This is a genomic window from Streptomyces sp. NPDC012637 (genome assembly GCF_042954805.1).
GTDB lineage: Bacteria > Actinomycetota > Actinomycetes > Streptomycetales > Streptomycetaceae > Streptomyces.
Genome location: NZ_JBIBDS010000009.1, coordinates 406,247 through 429,035, shown reverse-complemented (window position 1 = coordinate 429,035; position 22,789 = coordinate 406,247). Strand labels below are relative to the sequence as shown.

At 73.4% G+C, this 22,789-nt stretch carries 20 protein-coding genes; 14 read left to right on the top strand and 6 right to left on the bottom strand.

The window, feature by feature from the left end; all coding sequences use genetic code 11:
• Positions 1-74 precede the first annotated feature (74 nt).
• Positions 75-278 carry an I78 family peptidase inhibitor gene (locus tag ACFY8W_RS32730; RefSeq protein ID WP_391113214.1) on the top strand — a complete coding sequence of 68 codons (204 nt, stop codon included), beginning with the start codon at positions 75-77 and terminating at the stop codon, positions 276-278.
• A 90-nt stretch (positions 279-368) separates the two neighbouring features.
• On the opposite strand, the gene ACFY8W_RS32725 is transcribed toward ACFY8W_RS32730, so the two are convergent.
• Positions 369-1,397 (bottom strand): phosphatase PAP2 family protein, encoded by a 1,029-nt coding sequence (locus tag ACFY8W_RS32725; protein ID WP_391113211.1) that lies wholly within the window; start codon positions 1,395-1,397, stop codon positions 369-371.
• A 403-nt stretch (positions 1,398-1,800) separates the two neighbouring features.
• Here ACFY8W_RS32725 and ACFY8W_RS32720 point away from each other — a divergent pair, with 403 nt between their 5' ends.
• A complete protein-coding gene (locus ACFY8W_RS32720) occupies positions 1,801-3,585 on the top strand; it encodes an MFS transporter (protein ID WP_391113208.1) in 1,785 nt (594 codons plus the stop codon).
• Between the two features lie 44 nt (positions 3,586-3,629).
• Here ACFY8W_RS32720 and ACFY8W_RS32715 read toward each other — a convergent pair whose 3' ends face one another.
• Entirely contained in the window at positions 3,630-4,064 is a 435-nt protein-coding gene (locus tag ACFY8W_RS32715; RefSeq protein WP_128981817.1) for a cell division protein SepF, read from the bottom strand.
• Between the two features lie 332 nt (positions 4,065-4,396).
• On the opposite strand from ACFY8W_RS32715, the gene ACFY8W_RS32710 reads away from it, so the two are divergent.
• The 5 genes from ACFY8W_RS32710 (at position 4,397) to ACFY8W_RS32690 (ending at position 9,501) form a co-directional block, all read left to right on the top strand.
• Positions 4,397-5,653: a DUF5685 family protein gene (locus ACFY8W_RS32710; protein WP_391113204.1), complete on the top strand. Its 1,257-nt coding sequence runs from the start codon at positions 4,397-4,399 to the stop codon at positions 5,651-5,653.
• 98 nt (positions 5,654-5,751) lie between these two features.
• Positions 5,752-6,540 (top strand): DUF1684 domain-containing protein, encoded by a 789-nt coding sequence (locus tag ACFY8W_RS32705; protein ID WP_391113201.1) that lies wholly within the window; start codon positions 5,752-5,754, stop codon positions 6,538-6,540.
• A gap of 182 nt (positions 6,541-6,722) precedes the next feature.
• On the top strand, positions 6,723-7,625 hold the full coding sequence (locus tag ACFY8W_RS32700; protein ID WP_391113198.1) for a trypsin-like serine protease: 903 nt from the start codon (positions 6,723-6,725) through the stop codon (positions 7,623-7,625).
• Between the two features lie 169 nt (positions 7,626-7,794).
• On the top strand, positions 7,795-8,694 hold the full coding sequence (locus ACFY8W_RS32695) for an alpha-lytic protease prodomain-containing protein (protein ID WP_391113196.1): 900 nt from the start codon (positions 7,795-7,797) through the stop codon (positions 8,692-8,694).
• Positions 8,695-8,790: 96 nt separating this feature from the next.
• Complete coding sequence (locus ACFY8W_RS32690; RefSeq protein ID WP_391113194.1) at positions 8,791-9,501, top strand: hypothetical protein; 711 nt, start codon at positions 8,791-8,793, stop codon at positions 9,499-9,501.
• Here ACFY8W_RS32690 and ACFY8W_RS32685 read toward each other — a convergent pair.
• A complete protein-coding gene (locus tag ACFY8W_RS32685) occupies positions 9,483-10,376 on the bottom strand; it encodes an alpha/beta fold hydrolase (protein WP_391113191.1) in 894 nt (297 codons plus the stop codon). The genes ACFY8W_RS32690 and ACFY8W_RS32685 overlap by 19 nt on opposite strands.
• A 181-nt stretch (positions 10,377-10,557) precedes the next feature.
• A complete protein-coding gene (locus ACFY8W_RS32680; RefSeq protein ID WP_391113188.1) occupies positions 10,558-11,598 on the bottom strand; it encodes a DUF3533 domain-containing protein in 1,041 nt (346 codons plus the stop codon).
• Positions 11,599-11,765: 167 nt separating this feature from the next.
• On the opposite strand from ACFY8W_RS32680, the gene ACFY8W_RS32675 reads away from it, so the two are divergent.
• The 3 genes from ACFY8W_RS32675 to ACFY8W_RS32665 all read left to right on the top strand — a co-directional run bounded on the left by ACFY8W_RS32675 (position 11,766) and on the right by ACFY8W_RS32665 (position 17,241).
• Positions 11,766-15,254, top strand: a complete 3,489-nt coding sequence (locus ACFY8W_RS32675; RefSeq protein ID WP_391113185.1) for a DNA polymerase III subunit alpha — start codon at positions 11,766-11,768, stop codon at positions 15,252-15,254.
• Positions 15,251-16,210, top strand: a complete 960-nt coding sequence (locus ACFY8W_RS32670; RefSeq protein WP_391113182.1) for a hypothetical protein — start codon at positions 15,251-15,253, stop codon at positions 16,208-16,210. The genes ACFY8W_RS32675 and ACFY8W_RS32670 overlap by 4 nt, the downstream gene beginning before the upstream one ends.
• 161 nt (positions 16,211-16,371) lie before the next feature.
• On the top strand, positions 16,372-17,241 hold the full coding sequence (locus tag ACFY8W_RS32665; RefSeq protein WP_391113179.1) for an alpha/beta fold hydrolase: 870 nt from the start codon (positions 16,372-16,374) through the stop codon (positions 17,239-17,241).
• On the opposite strand, the gene ACFY8W_RS32660 is transcribed toward ACFY8W_RS32665, so the two are convergent.
• On the bottom strand, positions 17,238-18,185 hold the full coding sequence (locus tag ACFY8W_RS32660) for a lytic polysaccharide monooxygenase (protein WP_391113176.1): 948 nt from the start codon (positions 18,183-18,185) through the stop codon (positions 17,238-17,240). The genes ACFY8W_RS32665 and ACFY8W_RS32660 overlap by 4 nt on opposite strands.
• A gap of 261 nt (positions 18,186-18,446) precedes the next feature.
• Complete coding sequence (locus ACFY8W_RS32655) at positions 18,447-19,121, bottom strand: response regulator (RefSeq protein WP_391113173.1); 675 nt, start codon at positions 19,119-19,121, stop codon at positions 18,447-18,449.
• 131 nt (positions 19,122-19,252) lie between these two features.
• Between ACFY8W_RS32655 and ACFY8W_RS32650 the strand changes: the two genes are divergently transcribed.
• Genes ACFY8W_RS32650 through ACFY8W_RS32635 form a run of 4 tightly spaced genes read left to right on the top strand, consistent with a single transcriptional unit; the run spans position 19,253 to position 22,768 of the window.
• The gene (locus ACFY8W_RS32650) at positions 19,253-20,236 is read left to right on the top strand and encodes a tripartite tricarboxylate transporter substrate-binding protein (RefSeq protein ID WP_391113170.1); all 984 of its coding nucleotides are present in this window, start codon (positions 19,253-19,255) and stop codon (positions 20,234-20,236) included.
• Positions 20,233-20,796 (top strand): tripartite tricarboxylate transporter TctB family protein, encoded by a 564-nt coding sequence (locus tag ACFY8W_RS32645; RefSeq protein WP_391113167.1) that lies wholly within the window; start codon positions 20,233-20,235, stop codon positions 20,794-20,796. Before ACFY8W_RS32650 ends, ACFY8W_RS32645 begins: the two co-directional genes overlap by 4 nt.
• A 3-nt stretch (positions 20,797-20,799) precedes the next feature.
• The gene (locus ACFY8W_RS32640) at positions 20,800-22,299 is read left to right on the top strand and encodes a tripartite tricarboxylate transporter permease (protein ID WP_391113163.1); all 1,500 of its coding nucleotides are present in this window, start codon (positions 20,800-20,802) and stop codon (positions 22,297-22,299) included.
• Positions 22,300-22,303: 4 nt separating this feature from the next.
• Positions 22,304-22,768 carry a GNAT family N-acetyltransferase gene (locus ACFY8W_RS32635; RefSeq protein ID WP_391113161.1) on the top strand — a complete coding sequence of 155 codons (465 nt, stop codon included), beginning with the start codon at positions 22,304-22,306 and terminating at the stop codon, positions 22,766-22,768.
• Positions 22,769-22,789: the final 21 nt, after the last annotated feature.

Sequence of the window (22,789 nt, the reverse complement as noted above, 5' to 3'; positions counted from 1 at the left end):
TGACGGAGACGCGTCAAACATATGTCGAGAACCTGTGACACAAGCGTGACCGGCGAGGTACTAACGTGATCTGCATGACATCCGAACACGCACCCGACCACGCTTCCGAAACGTATGTGGGGCTCGCCCGGGAGGCGGCCGAACGGCTCGCCCGGAGCCGCGGCTGGAGCGTCGTCCGCAGCCTCGCGCCCGGCTCGGTCATCACCATGGAGTACCTGGAGGGGCGCATCAACTTCGAGGTCGAGGACGGCGTCGTCACCCGCGTCTGGCACGGCTGACCGCGCCCTCCGCGGAGCGGGCCCGACACGGGAGAGGGCCCCGGCCGATGATCGGCCGGGGCCCTCTCCCGTACGCGTGGGGGCGGCGGCTCAGCCGCCCGTCACGGGACGCGAGTGCGGCGGACGGCGGCTGCCGGCCTGACCGACCGGACCGCGCTCCGAGCGCACCGCGTGGTGCCCCGTGTGGTGCGAGGGGTGCGCCGTCCGCGGCGCCGCGAGCGGCTGGCCGGGGCGCGCCGTGCCCCGGGCGGCCGTGCCGCGGCCCGACCCGGCGCCGACGGCCTCGCGGACCGGCTCCTCGGCGCCCGGACGCGGCGGGAACAGATGGCCCGGCAGCGGGCCTCCGCCGGCGACGGGCAGCGACGGCACCAGGCGGCGGCGGGAGCGCAGCTGCTCGCGCAGCCGGTCGCGCACGCCCAGGATCCAGGCCTCCGCCACCGCGAGCACCGGCTCGCACCAGGGCAGCGCCAGCAGGATGAGCAGGCCGGCGGCCCAGCCGAGCAGCACGTCGCTCAGCCAGTGCGTGCCCAGGTAGACGGTGGTGAGTCCGACGCCCAGCGCGACCACGGCCGACAGTGCCGACAGGTAGCGGCGGGCCCTCGGCGTGGTCGCCAGATAGGCCAGGATGCCCCAGGTCACGACCGCGTTCGCGGTGTGGCCGGAGGGGAATATATCCCCGCCCGCGAACAGCTCGGCGGAGCCGACCTGGGTCGCGTAGTGGGGGCCGAGGCGGCCGAGTCCGAGTTTGACCGCGCCGACGGTCACGTTCAGCAGCAGCAGCGCGGCGCCGAGGCAGAGCAGCGGCCGCAGGGTGTGCTGACGCCAGGAGCGCCAGCCCAGCCACGCCGCGACCATCACGGCCGTCGGGCCGCGCTGGCCCAGGACCACGTAGTAGTCGAGGAAGGCGTGCAGCTCCTGCCACTGCTGGTAGGGCCGGAAGAGCATGATCTTCCAGTCGAGGGTGACCAGCCAGGTCGACAGGAGTACGGCGACGACGATGGCCAGATAGAACGCCAGCGTCCCGCCGAAGAGGGCGAGACGCGTACGGGTCATCCGCGGGACCTCTATCTTCGGCGGTTCCGGCTCCCGGTCCAGCCGGGCAAAGATGTCGGTACGCACCCAATCGACGTTACAGGGAGTGAGTACCGACCTTGGTCGTTCCCGTGCCTTCGTGATGACGATGTGATGTGGAGTTGCTCTCAGCCGGGCGTTTGTTCCCGTCACCCGTCGGAAAATCCGATGACCTTCAGCCCTATTGCCCGATGGATGTTTCCGGAACTCTGTTTGAGCGCCCGGGGAATTCCCGGAACGGCGTCACGGCGGGAATTCCAGGCGACGCGCGGCCGGCCCGGAGTGGTGTACGCCACACCACGCGGTCCGCCGGGGTGAGAGCTGCACCACGCGCTCGGGCCTTGAACTCGCGTACGCTGACGGCTCACTCGCCCGTCGATGCCGGGCCGCCCCGGGGCCGCTCCCCGGCCGGTGCCCGCCGAGCGCGAGGGCTTCACTGGGAGGTACGTACATGGCGCGGACGATCACGGCCGGAGCACGTCTCCGCACCGCCGGCGGTGGTGCCAACCGCTGGGTCGTGCTCGTCGTCCTCTGCGTCAGCCTGCTGCTGGTCGCGCTCGACGCGACCGTGCTGCACGTCGCCGTCCCCTCGCTCACCGAGGACCTCCGCCCCAGCTCCACCGCACTGCTGTGGATCGTCGACGCCTATCCGCTGATCTGCGCGGCGCTGCTGATCCTCTTCGGCACGCTCGGTGACCGGGTCGGTCGCAGACGGGTGCTGCTGCTCGGCTACGCGCTGTTCGGCGTCGCCTCGGCGATCGCCGCGCTCGCCACCGTTCCCGAGGTCCTGATCGGCGCCCGCGCCCTGCTCGGCGTCGGCGGCGCGATGATCATGCCCGCCACGCTCTCCATCCTCCGCGCGGTCTTCCCCGACCGGCGAGAGCGGGCCACCGCGATCGGCATCTGGACCGCGGTCGCCGCCGTCGGCGCCGCGACCGGGCCCGTGCTCGGCGGCTTCCTGGTCGAGCACTTCTGGTGGGGCTCGGTCTTCCTGATCAACATCCCCCTGATGGCGCTGATCCTGCCCGTCGGGCGCTGGCTGCTGCCCGAGTCACGGGGCGGTTCCGACGGTCCCTGGGACGTGCTCGGCGCGCTGATGGCCGCGGCCGGAGTGCTCGGCGCCGTCCTCGGCGTCAAGCGGCTCGGTGCCGGCGACCCGCCGTTCGCCCCGGCCACGCTCGGCCCGCTGCTGCTCGGCGCCGCGCTGCTCGTCCTCTTCGTACGGCGGCAGAAGCGGCGCGCGCACCCGCTGATCGACATGCGGCTGTTCGCCCGGGCACCCTTCACCACCTCGGTCGGCTGCATCGTGCTCGCCATGCTGGCCCTGGTCGGCCTGGAACTGATCGCCGTCCAGTACCTCCAGCTCGTCCTCGGCCTCAGTCCGCTGGAGACCGGCCTCCGGCTGCTCCCGCTGACCTTCGCCGCGATGGCGGCCGGTGCCACCGGTTCGTACACCCTGCGCAGGATCGGCCCGCGCCGGATGGTCGGCTGGGGCTTCCTGCTGACCGCGTCCGCGGTGCTGCTGCTCGTCCTCATGGGGCAGCACGACCGGCCGCTGCTGCTCACCGTCGGCTTCGTGCTGCTCGGCTTCGGCCTGCAGACCACGCTCTTCTCGGCGTACGAGTCGATGCTGAGCGAGGCCCCGCCGGAGAGTGCGGGCGGCGCCGCGGCGATCGGCGAGACCTCGTACCAGCTGGGCGCCGGAATGGGCATCGCCCTGCTCGGCAGCGTGATGAACGCGGCGTACGCACCCGGTCTCAGCGGGGTGCCCGGAGTGCCGGAGGACGCGGCCAGGTCGGCCGCGAACTCGCTCGGCGAGGCCTATCAGGTCGCCGAGCGGCTCGGCGGCCCGGCCGGCGACGCCCTGCACCACGCGGCCCGGCACGCCTTCGTGAACGGCCTGCACGTGACCCTGTTCGTGAGCGCCGGACTGCTGCTGCTCGGCGCGCTCATGGCGCTGCGGCTGCCGCGCGTCATGGAGTGCCCGGCGGCACCGGACGCCGAGCACACCGGCCAGGACCGGCCCGGCCGGGACGGCAGCGGCCAGGACAGGACCGGCGAGGACCAGGCCGGCCGGGGACGGGCCGGCACCGGGCTGCCGGGTGCGGCGGCGGGCCGCGGGCCGGCGGACCCGGACGGCGGGCCGCGAACGGGGGGCGGGACCGCGGATGCCGTACGGGTCCCCGCCTCGCGGGGCCACGCCGAGCCGGCCGGCTCGGGCCTGCAGGGGCACTGACGCTCCCGGCGGGCCGGACGAACGCCCCCGACGGGGCGCCGGTGTCAGCTCTGGTTGAAGAAACCGTCCTGCGAACGGCCGCCGGGCTCGCCGCTGACGATCTCCGTGTCCGCCGGGGTCAGCAGGAAGACCCGGGTGGCCACCCGCTCGATCGAGCCGCGCAGGCCGAAGGCGAGACCGGCGCAGAAGTCGACCACGCGCTTGGCGTCGTTCGGCTCCATCGCGGTCAGGTTCACGATCACCGGGACGCCGTCCCGGAACAGCTCGCCGATGCCCCGGGCGTCCCGGAACCCGTCGGGCGAGAGGGTCGCGATCCGACGGCCATGCTCCTGCGCCGTGTCGGACGCCACCCGCACCCGCGGGTCCGTCACCCAGGCGTCGTTGCTCTCGGCACCGTCGGCGTACTCGTCGTCGTAGTAACGCTCGTCGTTGTCCTCGACGAGTCCCAGCCAGGCACTGGCCTTGCGCACCGATCCCATGGACGCCTCCTTTCAGCGCGGTCACTCGTGGTTCCGCAATCCCTATCGTCGTCCATGATGCGGATCGCGCGCCAAGTGGATAGTCGGCGCGCAGGGGATTCGTGACGGTACTGGTGCAGAACGTAGGGCTCGAAATCTGGCGATTCGTCAGGGATCCTGCGGTTTGCGGGGGCTGACGAAGGGTCGGATCCGGGCATGCAACTTAAAATATGAAAGTCGGGCCACAAGGGTGACGATGGGGGCGTACGGGTGAACCGGTTCCCCTCGGACTCCTCGGTACGATGCCCGACGCAGCCGCGCGGACCCGCGCGCCGGTCCACGGGGGAGTGTCTTTGTTCGGAATCGTCAGGCCCTGCGCGCACCGCCTCACCGAAGGCCTCAAGGTCGAGTGGATGGCCCATCTCTGCGGCCTCTGCCTGGCACTTCGTGCCGACCACGGACAGTTCGCCCGGGTCGTCACCAACTACGACGGCCTGATCGTCTCCGTCCTGACGGAGGCTCAGGCCGGCCGGACCGAGGCCGGGCGTCGCACCGCGGGTCCCTGCCCGCTGCGCGCCATGCGGACCGCGCCCGTCGCGCGCGGCGAGGGAGCGCGGCTCGCCGCCGCCGTCTCCCTGGTCCTCGCCTCCGCGAAGATCCGCGACCACGTCGCCGACCGCGACGGTCTGCTGGCCCGCCGGCCGGTCGCCGCCGCGGCCCGCCGGGTCGCCCGCTCCTGGGACCGGGCCGGCGCCCGCACCGGCCGGGAACTCGGCTTCGACACGGCCGTCCTGGTCGACGCGGTCGACCGGCAGACCGGCCTGGAGGCCCTGGCCGGGCCCGGTACGCCGCTGCTCGTCGTCACCGAGCCGACCGAGACGGCGACCGCGGCCGCCTTCGCGCACACCGCGGTCCTCGCCGGCCGCCCCGGCAACGCCGAACCGCTCGCCGAGGCGGGCCGCCTCTTCGGGCGCCTCGCCCACCTCCTGGACGCCGTCGAGGACCAGGCCGCCGACGACACGGCCGGCGCCTGGAACCCGCTCACCGCGACCGGCACCTCCCGCGAGGAGGCCCGCCGGCTCGCCGACGACGCGCTGCACGGCATACGCCTCGCGCTGAAGGACGCCGAGTTCACCGACGGACACCTCGCCCACGTGCTCCTCGCGCACGAGCTGCGCGCCTCCGTCGACCGCGCCTTCGGCACGACGACCTGCGCACACGGGGCGCCGGGACCCGCCCAGGGCGGGGCGCCCGGCCCGTACGGCTCGTACAACCCGTACGGCGGCGGCAATCCGTACGGCGGGGGGCACCCTCACGGCGGCGGTCCGGCGGGCCCCGCCGGTCCCGGCGGCTCCGGCGGTCCGGGCGGCCCCGGCGGGCTGCCGCCGCAGTTCGGCGCCGGCGGACCGCACCAGCCCAAGAAGCCCCGCGGCTTCCTGGCCGGCTGCGCCATGTTCACCTGGCTGTTCTGCACCTGCCAGATCTGCTGCGCCAAGGAGTACGAGGGCCCCTGGTCCCGCAAGAAGCGCGAAGGCTGCTGCCGGGACTGTGACTGCAACGGCTGTGACGGCAACGGCTGCGACTGCTGCTGCCCCTGCGACGGCTGCTGACGGTGCGTCGGGCCCCCGGGGTCGTGGGGCGGCGTACGGGGGTCGCTCCGCCCGGTCTGTTCCGTGCCGGGAGCCGACCTGTGGAAAAGTGGCACACCATGAGTACGGATGCATCACAGGACTGGCAGCACTGGCACGAGCAGCGGACGGCGGCGGTCGCCTCGTCGTACGGGCCGCTCTCGCTGACCGGCACGTACTGGCTGTCGGACTTCCCGGAGGGGCGAATTCCGGCCGTTCCGGGGGAGTGGCGGGCGGACGGCGACGAGGTGGTCCTCAGCGCCGGCGCCGAGGACGCGGTCACGGTCGACGGCAAGCCGCTGATCGGCACCGTACGGCTGACCGCCGACCACGGCCCGATCCACGAGTCCCGGGCCGAGTCGGCGGGGCGCCGTCTCGTCGTCCTGCGCCGCGAGGGGGAGTGGGCGGTACGGGACTTCGACCCGGAGTCGGAGGCGCGCCGCGCCTTCCAGGGCATCGAGGCCACGCCCTACGACGAGAAGTGGGTGCGGCCGGGCGTGTTCCGCCCGTACAGCGAGGACCGGCACGTCCGGGTGGAGAACGCCGACGGCAAGGAGCGCGGTCTGGGGCTCTCGGGCGAGCTGGTCTTCGACCTGAACGGCGCCGAGCACAGCCTCCAGGTGGCGGTGGAGGACGACGGCACGCTGTGGGCGGTCTTCGCCGACGCCACCAGCGGCCGGGACAGCTACCGATTCCGCTTCCTGCGGCCGGCCGCCCCGGCGGCCGACGGTTCGGTGACGGTGGACTTCAACCGGGCGCTGCTTCCGCCGTGCGCGTTCGCGGCGCACTTCATCTGCCCGTTCCCGCCGCCGGGGAACACGCTGGACGCGGCGGTCGCGGCGGGCGAACGGCGGGTGGCCGGCGTCTGACGGCCGGTCCGAGCGGACGCCGGCCGGCGTTCCGGGAGGACGGTGACGGGCGGCGCGGGCCCGTGGGAGCCCGCGCCGCCCACGCGCGTAGAGCAGGTGTGTGGGCGGTCTTGTGCGTTCCGGATCGGTGGGCCAGTATCGCTCGCGGTGCATGTCAGGAACACGTCACCTGACGATGCCTCATGGACCCGCCACCCGCGGGTTCCTCCGGTGTGACCCGAAGGAGACCAGTGAGGACCACGCGCATCCGACTGCTCGCCGTCGCCGCCGCCGCCACGGCGGCCACCGCCCTCGGCCTTCCCGGCGCCCAGGCCGCCCCCACCCCCGGACCGGCGAGCGCGCAGGCGCTCGCCCGCGCCGACGCCGCCGTCCTGAAGGCGGACGTCGGCGGCACCGCCTGGTACGTCGACAAGGCCGCCGGCCGGGTCGTCGTCACCGTCGACTCCACGGTCGGCGAGGCCGGGATCGCCAGGATCCGCCAGGCGGCCGGGGCCGACGCCGCGGCGCTGCGGGTCGAGAGAACGTCCGGGGTCTTCAAGCCCCTGCTCGGCCCCGGCGACGCCATCTACGGCAGCGGCTACCGCTGTTCGCTCGGCTTCAACGTGGTCAGCGGCAACACGCCGTACTTCCTGACCGCCGGCCACTGCGGCAACGTCGTCAAGACCTGGTACGCCAACTCGGCCCAGTCCACGCTGATCGGCCCCACGGTCGGATCGAGCTTCCCGGGCAACGACTACGCCCTGGTCCGCTACGACAACACCTCGCTCAGCCGCACCGGCGGCTTCACCGCCGCCGACGCCTACGTGGGCGAGTCCGTCAAGCGCTCCGGCTCGACCACCGGCACCCGCAGCGGCACCGTCACCGGCCTGGACGCCACCGTCCACTACTCCGGCGGCGGCACCGTGCGCGGCATGATCCAGACCAATGTCTGCGCCGAGCCCGGCGACTCGGGCGGTGCCCTCTACGACGGCACCAAGGCGCTCGGCATCACCTCCGGCGGCAGCGGCAACTGCTCGACCGGCGGCACCACGTTCTACCAGCCGGTGCCCGAGGCGCTCGCCAAGTACCGGGTGAGCCTCCTCTAGCAACTCCCGCACGCGGCTGGTCAGTTGACGGCTGCACGACCGAAAGCCGCCCTTGCGGCGCGAAGTCGTGCGGCCGGAGACTCCCCCACAGCGCCGGCCCCCCAAGGCCGCGCCTCACGGGCCCGACACCCCACTGCGGGCCCCCGATTCCCCTCTGGAGGAACGAGAAGTGAGGATCAAGCGCACCACCCCCACGAGAAACACCGGCACCATCCGGATGGTCGCCGTCGCGACCGGTCTGGTCGCTGCCGCGGCGCTCGCCGTCCCCACCGCGACCGCCGACTCCGCGCAGACCTTCGGCGCCACCCAGCTCGCCGCCGCGAGTGACGCCGTGCTCACCGCCGACGTGGCGGGCACCGCCTGGCACACCGACGCCGCCACCGGCACGGTGGTCGTCACCGTCGACTCCACCGTCTCGCAGGCGGAGATCGCCAAGATCAAGCGCCAGGCCGGCGCCAACGCGGGCGCGCTGCGCATCGAGCGCACCCCCGGCAAGTTCAACAAGCTGATCTCCGGCGGCGACGCGATCTACGCGAGCAGCTGGCGCTGCTCCCTCGGCTTCAACGTCAAGGACAGCGCGGGCAACTACTACTTCCTGACCGCCGGCCACTGCACCGACGGCGCGGGCACCTGGTACTCCAACTCCTCCCGGACCACGGTGCTCGGCTCCACCTCCGGATCGAGCTTCCCGACCAACGACTACGGCATCGTGCGCTACACCAACAGCACGGTGACCAAGTCCGGCTCGGTCGGCAGCGTCGACATCACCAGCGCCGCCAACGCCACCGTCGGCATGTCCGTCACCCGCCGCGGTTCCACCACCGGCACCCACAGCGGCTCCGTCACCGGTCTCAACGCCACGGTGAACTACGGCGGCGGCGACATCGTCTACGGCATGATCCGGACCAACGTCTGCGCCGAGCCCGGCGACTCCGGCGGCCCGCTCTACTCCGGCAGCCGCGCCATCGGCCTCACCTCCGGCGGCAGCGGCAACTGCTCCTCCGGCGGCACCACGTTCTTCCAGCCGGTCACGGAGGCGCTGAGCGCGTACGGCGTCAGCGTCTACTAGACCCGCTCCGCCCGTTCCGGGCACCATGAGCACGATCAAGGTCCCCCGGCCGCACGACGGCCGGGGGACCGTTGTCCGTGAACGGGGGGAACACACGTGGCCGTCTTCAGGAACCGGAGGCGCCTCACCGTCTCCGACGCCCAACGCCGGGTACGCCGCAGTCCGTTGCTCTTCACCGCGCCGATCGTGCTGCTCGTCCTGCTGACGGGGGTGCTCGGCTGGGAGATCGTCCGGGCCAACATGACCGCGGCGGCGCGGGCGGAGTGGCCGTGGCGGCTCCAGCTGCTCGACATGGAGCCGCTGGGCAGCCTGCTGGCCGTCGCGGCGGGCGCGGTCCTCGCCCGGGCCCAGTACGCCCGTACCGTACGGCCGTTCCTGGGCTGGCGCGCCGACTGGACCACCGGACACCTGCGCGGCGGCGTGCCCGAGTGGCAGGTCGGCCTGCTCAACGGGGGCTCGCACACGGTCGTGGTGGAGGAGTACGCGTGCCTCGTCGTCCCGCGGGGCGGCACGCCCGATCCCGCCGCGCCGTGGACCGACGTCCAGGGAGCGGCGGCGGTGCTGACCGCGTCCGGGCTCACCGCGGGGGAGGACTTCCAGCTGGTCACGATGGGCAACTTCCCGCTGGTGGGCACCGGCAGCTACGAGACGGCGATGCTCGGGGCGTTCTCCCAGCGCTTCGTCGACGAGGTCGAGGCCCTGTACCTCAGGGTCCGGGTGGTCGACACCGTCGGCGACAGCCACGAGCGGATCCTGGACGCCCTCAAGGGCGCCCGGTCCACCGCGTATCAGCGCCCCGTGTCCTGACCGTCCAGCCAGCGCAGCACCTCGGGCAGTGCGTACTGGGCGGCGAAGTGCCCGGCGCCGGGCACGAGGACGGGCCGGGCCCCGGGGATGCGGCCGGCGAGCCAACGGGTGTGGCCGACGGGGGAGAAGCCGTCGTCGAGGCCGTGCCACAGCAGTACCGGCACGGTGACGGAGGAGACGTCGAAGCCCCACGGGCGGACGAAGGCGAGACAGTCGTCGAGCCAGCCGTGGTGCGAGACCCGCAGCGCCTCGCGGTAGCCGCGCAGCAGCACCGTGCGCACCCGCGGGTCCTCGACGACGGGCCGGTCGTGCGGGGAGAGGTCGGCGCGCAGGTCCTCGATGAGCCGCTCCGGGTCCCGTCGTACGGCGGCGGCGCGGTCTGCGAGCTCCCGGTCGAGCGCGACGGGGCCGGTCCCGTCCAGGCAGTCCCGGGCCAGGCCGTACTCGCGGACGTTGAACGGGGTCATGTCCGCGTACCAGTCCAGACCGGCGGCGTCCGGGGGCGCGAGCCCCACCAGGACGGCGGCCGCCCGGACCCGGTGGGGCAGCAGGGCGGCGCAGGCCAGCGCGTGCGGCCCGCCGCCGGAGCGGCCGACGACCGCGAACCGGTCCACGCCGAAGGCGTCGGCGACCGCGGCGGCGTCCGGGGCGGCGTCGGCGACGCGGCGGCCCGGGCTGCGTGCGGAGTCCCCGTATCCCGGGCGGTCGTAGGAGAGGAACCGGACGCCGGGGTGCCGCTCGGCCAGTCCGGGCAGCGCGGTGGCCAGGCGGCTGCCGGGGGTTCCGTGGAACAGGAGCACGGGGGTACCCGACGGGTTTCCCCATTCCTCGGCCACCAACCAGCGGCCGTCGTCGGTGCGCACGGGCGTTCCCATGAGGGCAGGGTATCTTGTGAATCCATTCACAAAAGGCTTCGGGCTCCTGTTGGAGGCGCCTGGGCCCGCTGCGGCGCGCGGCTCGTGACGCGCGAGGGCCCCGGCGGAGCGTGCGGTCCGCCGGGGCCCTCCGGGTCCGTCCGGTGCTCGGGGCCGGGACGGGCTCCGGCGCGTGCGTGGGTCAGGTCCGGACCTCGCCCGGCTCCGTGGCGATCGGCTCGGCCTCCGGCTGCTCCCGCTTCAGCGAGGCCATCACCAGCGTCACGGCGGAGCCGACGACCGCCCAGGCCGACAGGACCAGCATCGAGGCGGTCATGTCGTTGCCCTTGAAGTACGCGATCGAGCGCGCCGCCCAGGTGCCGGCGCCCGGTGGCAGGTACGGGCCGATCGCCTTCCAGAACGGCGGCAGCATCGGCAGCGGGAAGGCGCCGCCCGCGCTGGGGTTGCCCGCGACGACGATGAGGAGGATCGCCAGGCCGATGCCGACGATCCCGAAGACGGACTGCAGGGCGAGGGTGGCCGCGCCGACCGCGAACACCACCAGGGTGCCGAGGCCCCACAGGGCGGCGACGCTGCCGGGCAGGGCGCCGAGGATCGGACCGATGACGACGGCGCCGCCGAGGCCGCTGAGGACCGAGTAGAGCGCGAGCGTCCCGAGCCGGATGACCGCCCGCTCCCGGTTGGCGGGGCGGGAGCCGGCGCTGATCGCCAGGATCGCGGCGCAGATGTAGCCGCCGACGCACCAGCCGACGACCAGGTAGAAGGCGGAGAGCCCGTCGAAGTCCTCGGGAGAGGCGGGGGCGACGTCGACGGTCCGGATGGTGCGCTGGTTGGCCGCCTCCACCTGGGTGAACATCTTCTCCAGTGTGGAGGAGAGCACCGTGCCGCCGCCGGAGGCGACCAGCAGGGTGTCGGTGCGGCCCCTCGGGTCGACGATCAGCGCCCCGTCGATCTCCCGGTCCAGGATCTGGTCCCGCGCCGCGTCCGCGTCCGCGACCGTGCGCGGGTCGAGCGGATCGCCGGGGAGCTTCTCCAGCCGGTCCATGAGGACGGTGGAGACCTGCTGCGGGGCGACGACTCCGAAGGGCACGTCCGTCGGTTTCGGACTGTGCAGGGCCCCGACGTACGAGGTGATGAACAGCATCTGGAGCGCGAAGACGCCGATGACCAGCAGGGCTGCTCGGGGGGTGACGGCGCTCTTCAGTTCCTCGACGAGACTCATGTCCCCACGCTCCGGGGCGGCCGGTGTTTCCGCAGGTGGGACGGGGCTGAATGGCTGAGCGGGCGGCGACGGACACGGTTATCGTACGGGCGTTCGAAAATGGGCTATGGTGGGAGTGAGGGGGTGGGAACGTATGTACGATTTTGCTGTGGGAGGTGAGGCGGCGCATGCCGGGGTTCACGCATCTGCACACCGCGTCGGGCTTCTCCCTGCGCCACGGCGCCTCGCATCCCGCCCGGCTGGCCGAGCGCGCCGCCGAGCGCGGCATGGACGCCCTCGCCCTGACCGACCGCGACACGGTCGCGGGCGTGGTCCGCTTCGCCAAGGCCTGCGAGAAGGCGGGCGTCCGTCCGCTCTTCGGCGTGGACCTCGCCTGTGAGCCGTTCCTGACCGCGGTCCCTCCGGACGGCGCGGGACCCGACGGGACCCGGACGGGCGGGGCCACCTCCGCGCGGCGCGCGCCCGTGCGCGGTGGCGCCTTCGTGGACGAGTCCGCGCCCCGCGCCGTCTTCCTCGCCCGGTCCCGGGCCGGCTGGGCCGGGCTCTGCGCGCTCGTCACCGCCGCCCACGCCCATGCGGGGGAGGGGCCGCCCGTGCTGCCCTGGGCGGCCAACCGCGGCGAGGACCTCTTCGTCCTGCTCGGTCCCGGCTCCGACGTCGGGCGGGCCCTCGCCGCGGGACGCCCCGACCGGGCCGCGCGGCTGCTCGTGCCCTGGCGCGAGCGGTACGGCGACGCCCTGTGCCTGGAGGTCGTGCACCACGGGCGCTCCGGCACCGGCCCCGGCTCGCTGCGGCTCGCCGCCCGTACCGTCGGCTTCGCCGCCGAGCAGGGCGTCCGGCCCGTGCTCGGCAACGAGGTGCGGTACGCCGATCCCGGCCAGGGCCCGGTCGCCGACGTGCTCGACTCGGCCCGCCGGCTCGTCCCGGTCGACCCGCGCAACGGGCTCGACAGCGGCGAGGCCTGGCTCAAGGACGCCGGCGCCATGCTGGCCACGGCCGAGCGGGTGGTGGAGGCCGCGGGCTTCCGCCGGGACGCCGCGCACCGGCTCCTGGAGCGGACCGAGTCCGTCGCCGCGGCCTGTCTCGTCGACCCCCAGGACGACCTCGGCATGGGCTCCGCGCACTTCCCCGAGCCGTACCTGGTCGGCGCCGCCCACCGCACCGCGCAGCGCGTGCTGGCCTCCCGGGCCGCCGCCGGCATGGTCCTCAAGGGTTACGACCGGCGCCCCGACCGGCGCGCCTACTGGGACCGGATGCACCGGGAGCTGGACATCATCGCCCACCACGGTTTCGCCAGCTACTTCCTGACAGTGGCCCAGGTCGTGGACGACGTACGGGAGATGGGCATCCGGGTGGCCGCCCGCGGATCCGGCGCCGGCTCCCTCGTCAACCACCTCCTCGGCATCGCCCACGCCGACCCGGTCGAGCACGGCCTGCTGATGGAGCGCTTCCTGTCCAAGCGCCGCACCGCCCTGCCCGACATCGACGTCGACGTGGAGTCCGCCCGCCGCATCGAGGTCTACCGGGCGATCCTCGGCCGCTTCGGCGCCGAGCGGGTCGTCACCGTCGCCATGCCCGAGACCTACCGGGTCCGCCACGCGGTGCGCGACGTGGGCGCCGCCCTGTCCATGGACCCGGCCGAGACCGACCGGATCGCCAAGGCCTTCCCGCACATCCGCGCCCGGGACGCCCGCGCCGCCCTCGACGAGCTGCCCGAACTGCGCGAGCTGAAGGCGGAGACGGAAGGGCGCGAACGCTTCTGGGAGCTGGTCGAGGCGCTCGACGCGCTGCCCCGCGGCGTCGCCATGCACCCCTGCGGCGTGCTCCTCTCCGACGCCTCGCTGCTCACCCGTACCCCCGTCGTGCCGACCAGCGGCGAGGGGCTGCCCATGTCGCAGTTCGACAAGGAGGACGTGGAGGACCTCGGTCTGCTCAAGCTCGACGTCCTCGGCGTGCGGATGCAGTCGGCGATGGCGCACGCGGTCGCCGAGGTCGAGCGGGTCACCGGCACCCGGCCGGACGTCGACGCGGTCCCGCCCGGCGACCCCGACACGTACCGGCTGATCCGCTCCACCGAGACCCTGGGCTGCTTCCAGATCGAGTCGCCGGGCCAGCGCGACCTGGTGGGCCGGCTCCAGCCGGAGAACTTCCACGACCTGGTCGTCGACATCTCGCTCTTCCGCCCGGGGCCGGTCGCCGCCGACATGGTCCGCCCGTTCATCGCGGCCCGGCACGGCCGCGCGCCGGCCCGCTACCCGCACCCCGACCTGGAGGACGCGCTGAAGGAGACGTACGGCGTCGTCGTCTTCCACGAGCAGATCATCGAGATCGTGAGCATCATGACCGGCTGCGGCCGCGACGAGGCCGACCAGGTGCGCCGCGGTCTCTCCCACCCCGAGTCGCAGGGCAGGATCAGGAACTGGTTCGCCGAGCGGGCGAAGCGGAAGGGCTACGAGGACGAGGTCGTCGCCCGTACCTGGGAGATCGTCGAGGCCTTCGGCTCGTACGGCTTCTGCAAGGCGCACGCGGTGGCCTTCGCCGTGCCGACCTACCAGTCGGCCTGGCTCAAGGCGCACCACCCGGCCGCCTTCTACGCCGGGCTGCTCACCCACGACCCCGGCATGTACCCGAAGCGGCTGCTGCTCGCGGACGCCCGGCGGCGCGGGGTGCCCGTGCTGCCGCTCGACGTGAACCGGTCGGCGGCCGCCCATCGTATCGAACTGGTGTCCGATAGTGGTCCGGAGACCTGGGGACTCCGGCTCGGTCTCGCCGACGTCCACGGCATCAGCGAGGCCGAGAGCGCCCGCATCGAGGCCGGGCAGCCCTACGCCTCCCTGCTCGACTTCTGGGAGCGGGCCCGCCCGCGCAAACCCGTCGCCGAACGGCTCGCCCAGGTCGGCGCGCTGGACGCGTTCGGCGCCAACCGCCGCGACCTGCTGCTGCACCTCACCGAACTCCACCGCACCCAGCGGGGCGCCGCCTCCTACGGCGGACAGCTCCCGCTCGCGCAGGGCCGCAAGACCGCCCCCGTCGGCCTGCCCGACCTCGACGAGAGCGAACGGCTCAGCGCCGAGCTCGGCATCCTCGGCATGGACGCCTCCCGCCACCTCATGGGCGACCACCAGGCCTTCCTGCGCGAACTCGGCGTGGTCTCCGCCCGGCGGCTGCGCTCGGCCGCGCACGGCCAGGTCGTCCTGGTCGCCGGCGCCAAGGCGGCCACCCAGACCCCGCCGATCCGCTCCGGCAAGCGGGTCATCTTCACCACCCTCGACGACGGCACCGGCCTGGTCGACCTCGCCTTCTTCGACGACTCCCACGAGCGCTGCGCCCACACCGTCTTCCACTCCTGGCTGCTGCTCGTCCGCGGGGTGGTGCAGCGGCGCGGCCCGCGCAGCCTCAGCGTGGTCGGCGCCGCCGCCTGGAACCTGGCCGAGCTCGCCGAACTGCGGGCGAGCGGCGGCCTGGAGGCGGTGGGCGAGCGGCTCTCCGAGCAGCCCGGGCAGGCCCCTGCCGGGGAGGCCGGCGGCACCGGCCGGAAGATCACCCTGTCCACCGGCTACACGATGAACCCCTGGGCCGACCTCCGGCCCGCCGGGGAAGGCGCCGCGACACCGTCGCGGAAGCTGTGGCACAGCAGTCCGGGGAGCGCGGGATGATCCTTTGCGTACGGTTCCGACTGGAGCCCATGGGGGAGGTGATGCTCCCTCGACTGCTCGACCTGCTCGGCGAGTTCACCCCGGTCGTCGAGGCGGCCCCACCCGCCGAGGCGCTCGCCGACGTGCGCGGCGCGCTGCGCTACTTCGGCTGGAGCCCGGCCGAACTCGCCTCGGTGATCCGGGTCAGGGCGCTCGCCCTGTACGGGATCGACTGCGTCATCGGCGCGGGCCCCAACCCGATGCTGGCCCGGATGGCGGCCCGCGAGGCCCGGCCCGGCGCCACCGTCGTCGTGGAGGACCCGACGGCCTTCCTGCGGGACCGGCCGGTCGCCGCCCTCGACGGAGTGGGCCGCGCCACCGCCCGCACCCTCTGCGGCTACGGCCTCGACTCCGTCGGCCGGGTCGCGGACGCTCCGCTCGCCGTGCTCCAGCGCCTGGTCGGCGCCAAGGCCGGCCGCGAGCTGTGGGAACGGGCCCGCGGCGTCGACCGCACCCCCGTCGTCCCCGGCGAGGTCTCCCGGTCCCTCGCGGCCGAGCGCTCCTTCCCGCACGACGAGCTGGACCCCGGCGAGCACCGCAGGGCGCTGCTCTCGCTCACCGGCGAACTGGGCGCCCGGATGCGGACGGAGGGCCAGGTGTGCCGCTCCCTGACCGTGACCGTGCGCTACGCGGACCGCACCACGTCGAGCCGCACCCGCACCCTGCGCGAGCCCACCGCCCACTCGGCGGACCTCACCGCGCTCGCGTATGCGATCCACGCCTCCTTCGGCCTCCAGCGCGCCCGGGTCCGGGGCGTCGCGCTGCGCGCCGAGGGCCTGGCCCCGGCCGAGGGCGCCGCCCACCAGCTCACCTTCGACCCGGCCGACGACAAGGCCCGCCGCATCGAGGAGGTGGCGGACCGGGCCCGGGCGAAGTACGGCCCGCGGGCGATCGTGCCGGGCTCGCTGGCCGCGTGAGCACGACGGTGTAGGCGACACGGGACTTTTTACCGACGCGTAACTTCCCACTGCGGCTACCCGTACGTAACTTGGCGGAAAGCGCGCATCCCCACTTGTGGTCCGGACCGCAGGGCGTAGAGCACTCCCTCATTCCCCTTGAGCCGCAAGGAGATCGCCCGATGCTGCCCAGGAAGCCCTGGAAGCAGGCCGTCAGAGCGCTGTCCGTTCTGCTCCTGACCGCCGCCGCCACCCTCGCACCGACCGCCGCCGCCCAGGCCGACACGGCCCCCAGCCGGGGCTGGAACGACTTCACCTGCAAGCCGTCCGCCGCCCACCCCCGCCCGGTCGTCCTCGTCCACGGCACCTTCGGCAACTCCGTCGACAACTGGCTGGGCCTCGCGCCCTACCTCGTCAACCGGGACTACTGCGTCTTCTCGCTCGACTACGGCCAGCTGCCGGGCGTGCCGTTCTTCCACGGCCTCGGCCCCATCGACAAGTCCGCCGGCCAGCTCGACGCGTACGTCGACCGGGTCCTCGCCTCGACCGGGGCCGCGGAGGTCGACCTGGTCGGCCACTCGCAGGGCGGCATGATGCCGCGCCACTACCTCAAGTTCCTCGGCGGCGCCGCCAAGGTGAACGCGCTCGTCGGCATCGCCCCCGACAACCACGGCACCACCCTCAACGGGCTCACCCGGCTCCTGCCGTACTTCCCGGGCGCCGAGGACCTGATCGGCACGCACACCCCCGCGCTCGCCGACCAGATCGCCGGCTCGGCGTTCCTCACCAGGCTGAACGCGGGCGGCGACACCGTTCCCGGCGTCCGGTACACGGTGATCGCCACCAAGTACGACGAGGTCGTCACCCCGTACCAGTCGGGCTGGCTGTCCGGGCCCGACGTCACCAACGTGCTGCTCCAGGACCGCTGTGCGCTCGACCTGTCCGAGCACGTGGCCATCGGGACGGTGGACCGGATCGTCTTCCACGAGGTGAACAACGCCCTCGACCCGGCCCACGCGACCCCGACCACCTGCCTGTCGGTCGTCGGCTAGCGGGCCGACCTGCGGCGGGCGGTGGCGAAGAGCACGACCGCGCCCAGACCGAGGACGGCGGCGCCGCCCATCGCGAGGTACGGGGTGGCGGCGTCGCCACCGGTCTCGGCGAGCTCCTCGCCGGAGCCGTGGGCGGCGGGCGCGGGAGCCGCGCTGCTCGGGGCGGCGTCGCCGCCCGGGGTCGCACCGCCCGGAGCCGTGGTGCCCGTGGTGGTGCCAGGCGCGGTGTGCCCGCCGTGGCCGCCGTGCCCGGTCTGCGCGGGCTGCTCGGAGGGAGCACTCGGCGCCGGGACCGGAGCGCCGCCGCCGCTGTCCTTCCCGAACACCACGTCGGAGCAGGTGTAGAACGCCTCGGGGGAGTCGGAGCGCTGCCAGATCGAGTAGATCAGGTGACGGCCCGACTTCTTCGGCACGGTGCCGGTGAACACGTAGTCACTGTTCTGCATACCGGGGTCGGTCGCCGTGGCGAACGGCTTCGCCTCCAGGTCCGACCACGTCAGCGGCTTCGACGGGTCGTAGCCGTCCTTCGTCACGTACAGCTCGAAGGACCCCCTGTGCGGCGCCGTCCCCTTGTAACGGAAGGTGTGCGCACCGGAGTTCATCGCGCTCGCCGGCCAGTCCGCGCGCGCCAGGTCGAGTCCGCGGTACTTCTCGTTCCCGGCGCTGCACAGCTTCCCGTCCGGGATCAGCTCCCGGTGCTTCCCGGCCGCGTTCGCGATGTTCACGCCGTTCCAGTCGTAGAACGCCTGCGTCCCACCGGCGGCCACGGCCGCCCTGCACGCCGCCGAGTCCGGGCTCTCCGGCCCCTCCGCGTAACAGCCCGCGACCCGGCTCACCGGGTCGGTCATCGACCCGTGCGCGAACGCTCCGGGCGCGGCGGCGAGTCCGGACAGGACCAGCGCGGCGGCGGTGGCGGAGACGGCGGTGGTACGGCGTGAGGTCATGGGGGACAACTCCTTCACGAGGGTGGGGCCGTGGGGGGATGACCAGCAAACTAGCCCTCGGAATCCGCCGAACCGGCGCTCGTCGCGCCCGGAAGCCGATCCTTATGGTCGCGTTAAGGAGTCTCTAAGCGGGACCACAGACAGTGCCTCCCCCAGCCGCCGAACCGGCATCCGGTCCCATGAGCGCAGCGGTCCTCACCATCGTCCTGGCCTTCGTCGGCTCCAGGAACGGCAGCGGGCCCTGCTCGGCCGTCGGCGCCGTCAGCCCAGCCGGCGGTAGCGCCGCTCCGGGCGGCCCGTGCCGCCGTAGCGGAGGGTGATCTCGGCGCGGCCGGTCTCCGCGAAGTACTCCAGGTAGCGGCGGGCGCTCACGCGGGACAGCGAGCCCGCCTCCGCGCACTCGGTGGCCGACAGGCCCTCCGGATGCGCCCGCAGGATGGTGTCGACCAGGTCGGCCGTGGGCGCGGCCAGGCCCTTGGGGAGCTCGCGGGAGGCGCGCGGGCGGGCGCCGAAGATCTGGTCCACGTCCTCCTGGCGGGCCTCCGCCCGCTCCAGTTCGTCCAGGCGGCCCTGCAGGGAGGCCACGTGCCGCAGCTGCTCCTGCAGCGCCGCCTGGTTGAAGGGCTTGATCAGGTAGTGCAGGGCTCCCGCGCGCAGCGCCGAGCGGATCGTGTCCACGTCCCGCGCCGCCGTGATGAACAGCGCGTCCGCCGAGAGGCCCGCCGCCCGCAGCTCGCGCAGCACCGCGATCCCGTCCATGTCGGGCAGGAAGATGTCGAGCAGCAACAGGTCCGGCCGCAGCCGGTCCGCCGCGCGCAGCGCCTCCGCCCCGGTGTGCGCGACGCCCACGACCTCGAAGCCCGGCACCGCCGACACGTAGCGGCAGTGCAGCTTGGCCACCATGAAGTCGTCGTCGACCACCAGCACCTTCGTCACGCCGACAAGGTAGGACGCGACCACAAGGACCACAACGTCCGTTGGTTGCGGAAGAGAGACAGCTTCTTAACGTGCGGGCAACATGTGGGCCACCTCACACCTTTCCCCGTACCTACCGAGAGGCGGCTCACGTGCGCCTGCGCACCCCCCTCGCCCTGCTCGGGGCGGCGCTCCTCGTGCTCGTCGGACCGCCGCTGCTCAGCCCGGGCAGCGGCTCCGACACCGGCACGCAGATACCCGGCCTGCGCTTCATGGTCCCCAACACACCCGGCGGCGGCTACGACATCACCGCCCGCACCGCGGCCAAGAACGCCGAGGACGCCGGGCTCACCTCCGACATCGAGGTCTTCAACCTGCCCGGCGCCGGCGGCACCGTCGGCCTCACCCGGCTCGTCGGCGAGCGCGGCAACGGCAGGCTCGCCATGTCCATGGGCCTCGGCGTCGTCGGCGCCGTCCACACCAACAAGACCCCGAGGACCCTCGCCGACACCACCCCGATCGCCCGGCTCACCATGGAGCAGGACATCGTCGTGGTGGGGAAGGACTCCCCGTACCGGACCATCCAGGACCTGCTCGCCGCCTGGAAGAAGGACCCCGGCAAGCTGCCCGTCGGCGGCGGCTCCTCGCCCGGCGGCCCCGACCACCTGGCGCCCATGCTGATGGCGCAGGCCGCGGGCATCGCCCCGAAGAGCGTCAACTACGTGCCCTTCGACGGCGGCGGCGAGCTCCTCGCCTCCATCCTCGGCAACAAGGTCGCCTTCGGCGTCTCCGGCGTCGGCGAGTACCTCGACCAGATCAAGGCCGGCGAGCTGCGGCTGCTCGCCGTCACCGGCGCCGAGCGGGTCCCCGGCCTCGACGCGCCGACCCTGCGCGAGGCCGGCCTCGACACCGAGTTCATCAACTGGCGCGGGATCGTCGCCCCGCCCGGCCTCACCGACGCCGAACGCGACAAGCTCATCGGCCTCGCCACCGAACTGCACGCCTCCGAGGAGTGGCGCGAGTCCCTGAAGACCCACGGCTGGAACGACGCCTTCCTGCCCGGGGAGAAGTTCGGCGCCTTCCTCGCCGAACAGGACAAGCGCGTCGGTTCCGTCCTGAAGGAGCTGGGACTGTGACCACGGAAGAAACCACCGGAACCGCCACCGAAGCCACCACGGGAACCCCCGCGGAAACCGGGAAGCGGTCGTCCTGGCTGCGCGAGCACTCCGAGCTCGGCGTCAGCCTGATCCTCCTCGTCCTCGGCGTCCTGGTCCTCACCGACGCCCTCACCATGACGGTCGACATCGCCCAGCGCGGCCCCGTCGGCCCCCGCACCGTCCCCCTCGTCGTCGGCACCGGCCTGCTCGCCGTCGCCGTCCTCCTCGCCGTCGACGTGCTGCGCGGCGGCCGCGGCGAGGCCGAGGGCGGCGAGGACATCGACCTCTCCGAGCCCAGCGACACCCGCACGGTCCTCCTCCTCGCCGGCGTCTTCCTCGGCTTCGCGGTCCTCATCGGCCCCCTCGGCTTCCCCGTCTCCGGCGCCCTGCTCTTCTGGGGCTCCGCCCACGCCCTCGGCAGCCGGCACCACCACCGCGACCCGCTGATCGCCGCCGTGCTCTCCCTGTTCACCTACCTCGTCTTCGACAACCTCCTCGGAGTCCCGCTGCCCGGCGGCCCGCTGATGGGAGTGCTCTGACCCATGGACTCTCTGAACTCCCTGCTCGACGGGTTCGGCACCGCGCTGACCCCGATGAACCTCCTGTGGGCCGCCGTCGGCGTCCTCCTCGGCACCGCCATAGGCGTGCTGCCCGGCATCGGCCCCGCCATGGCCGTCGCCCTGCTGCTCCCCGTGACGTACGGACTCGAACCGACCGGCGCCTTCATCATGTTCGCCGGCATCTACTACGGCGCGATGTTCGGCGGCTCCACCACCTCGATCCTGCTCAACACCCCCGGCGAGAGCGCGGCCGTGGTCGCCGCCATCGAAGGCAATCCCATGGCCAAGGCGGGCCGGGGCGCCCAGGCGCTCGCCGCCGCCGCCATCGGCCACTTCGCCGGCGGCCTCGCCGGCACGATCCTGCTCGTCGCGCTCGCCCCGACCGTCGCCGCGCTCGCCGTCGACATCGGCGCCCCGGACTACTTCGCCATCATGGTCCTCGCCTTCATCGCGGTGACCTCCGTCCTCGGCTCCTCCCGCATCCGCGGCCTCGCCTCGCTCCTCATCGGCCTCACCCTCGGACTGGTCGGCCTCGACCAGATGACCGGCCAGCAGCGCCTCACCTTCGGCTCGCTCCAGCTCGCCGACGGCATCGACGTCGTCATCGTCGCGGTCGGCCTCTTCGCCATCGGCGAGGCCCTGTGGGTCGCCGCCCACCTGCGCCGCACCACCGGCGAGGCCATCCCCGTGGGCCGCCCCTGGCTCGGCCGGTCCGACGTCCGGCGCACCTGGAAGGCCTGGCTGCGCGGGCCGCTCATCGGCTTCCCGTTCGGCGCGATCCCGGCAGGCGGCGCGGAGATCCCCACCTTCCTGTCGTACGTCACCGAGAAGCGCCTCTCGAAGCACAAGGACGAGTTCGGCAAGGGCGCCATCGAAGGCGTCGCGGGCCCCGAGTCCGCCGCCTCCGCCTCCGCCGCCGGCACCCTGGTCTCCATGCTCACCCTGGGCCTGCCCACGACCGCCGTGGCCGCCGTGATGCTCGCCGCCTTCCAGCAGTACGGCATCCAGCCGGGACCGCTGCTGTTCGAGCGCGAACCCGAGCTGGTGTGGGGCCTGATCGCCTCGCTCTTCGTCGGCATGGTGCTGCTGCTCGCGCTCAACCTGCCGCTCGCCCCCGTGTGGGCCAAGCTGCTCCGCATCCCCCGCCCGTACCTCTACGCCGGCATCCTCTTCTTCGCCGCCGTCGGCGCGTACGCGGTCGGCGGCGAGGCCCTCGACCTGGTGATCCTGCTGGTCATCGGCCTCATCGGATTCGGCATGCGGCGCTACGGACTGCCCGTCCTGCCAGCCGTCATCGGCGTCATCCTCGGCCCGGCCGCCGAGCAGCAGCTCCGCCGCGCCCTGCAGATCAGCGACGGCTCCCTGACCGGCCTCGTGAACACCCCGTTCTCGGTGACCGTGTACGCGGTCGTGGCGATCCTGCTGGCCTGGCCGCTGCTCCGAAAGCCGTTCGACCGCCGCTCGAGCGCCGCCGTAACGTGACCGTATGACGACCCCTCCGCTCCGCCCCGCCACCGCGGCCGACGTGCCCGCCGTGAAGGCCGTGATCGACGCGGCCTTCCACCACTACATCGAGCGGATCGGCGTCGTGCCCGCCCCGATGGAGGAGGACCACGCGGCCAACGTCGAGGCGGGCAGGGTGTTCGTCGCGGGCGACCCGGTGACCGGTCTCGTCGTGGTGATCCCCGAGGCCGGTCACCTCTGCCTCGACACCGTCGCCGTCCACCCCGACGCCCAGGGCACCGGCCTCGGCCGGACCCTGATGGCCTGGGTCGAGCAGCGGGCGCACGAACTCGGCCTGCCGGAGGTGCGGCTGCTCACCAACGCGATGATGTGGGAGAACCAGAAGATGTACGAGCGGTACGGCTACGAGGTCACCGAGCGCCGCCGGACCGGCCCGTACGACCGTATTCATTACCGCAAAGTGCTCAACTCGCCCCCGATGGGGTGAGTTTCGGACAAGTGGCGGCTT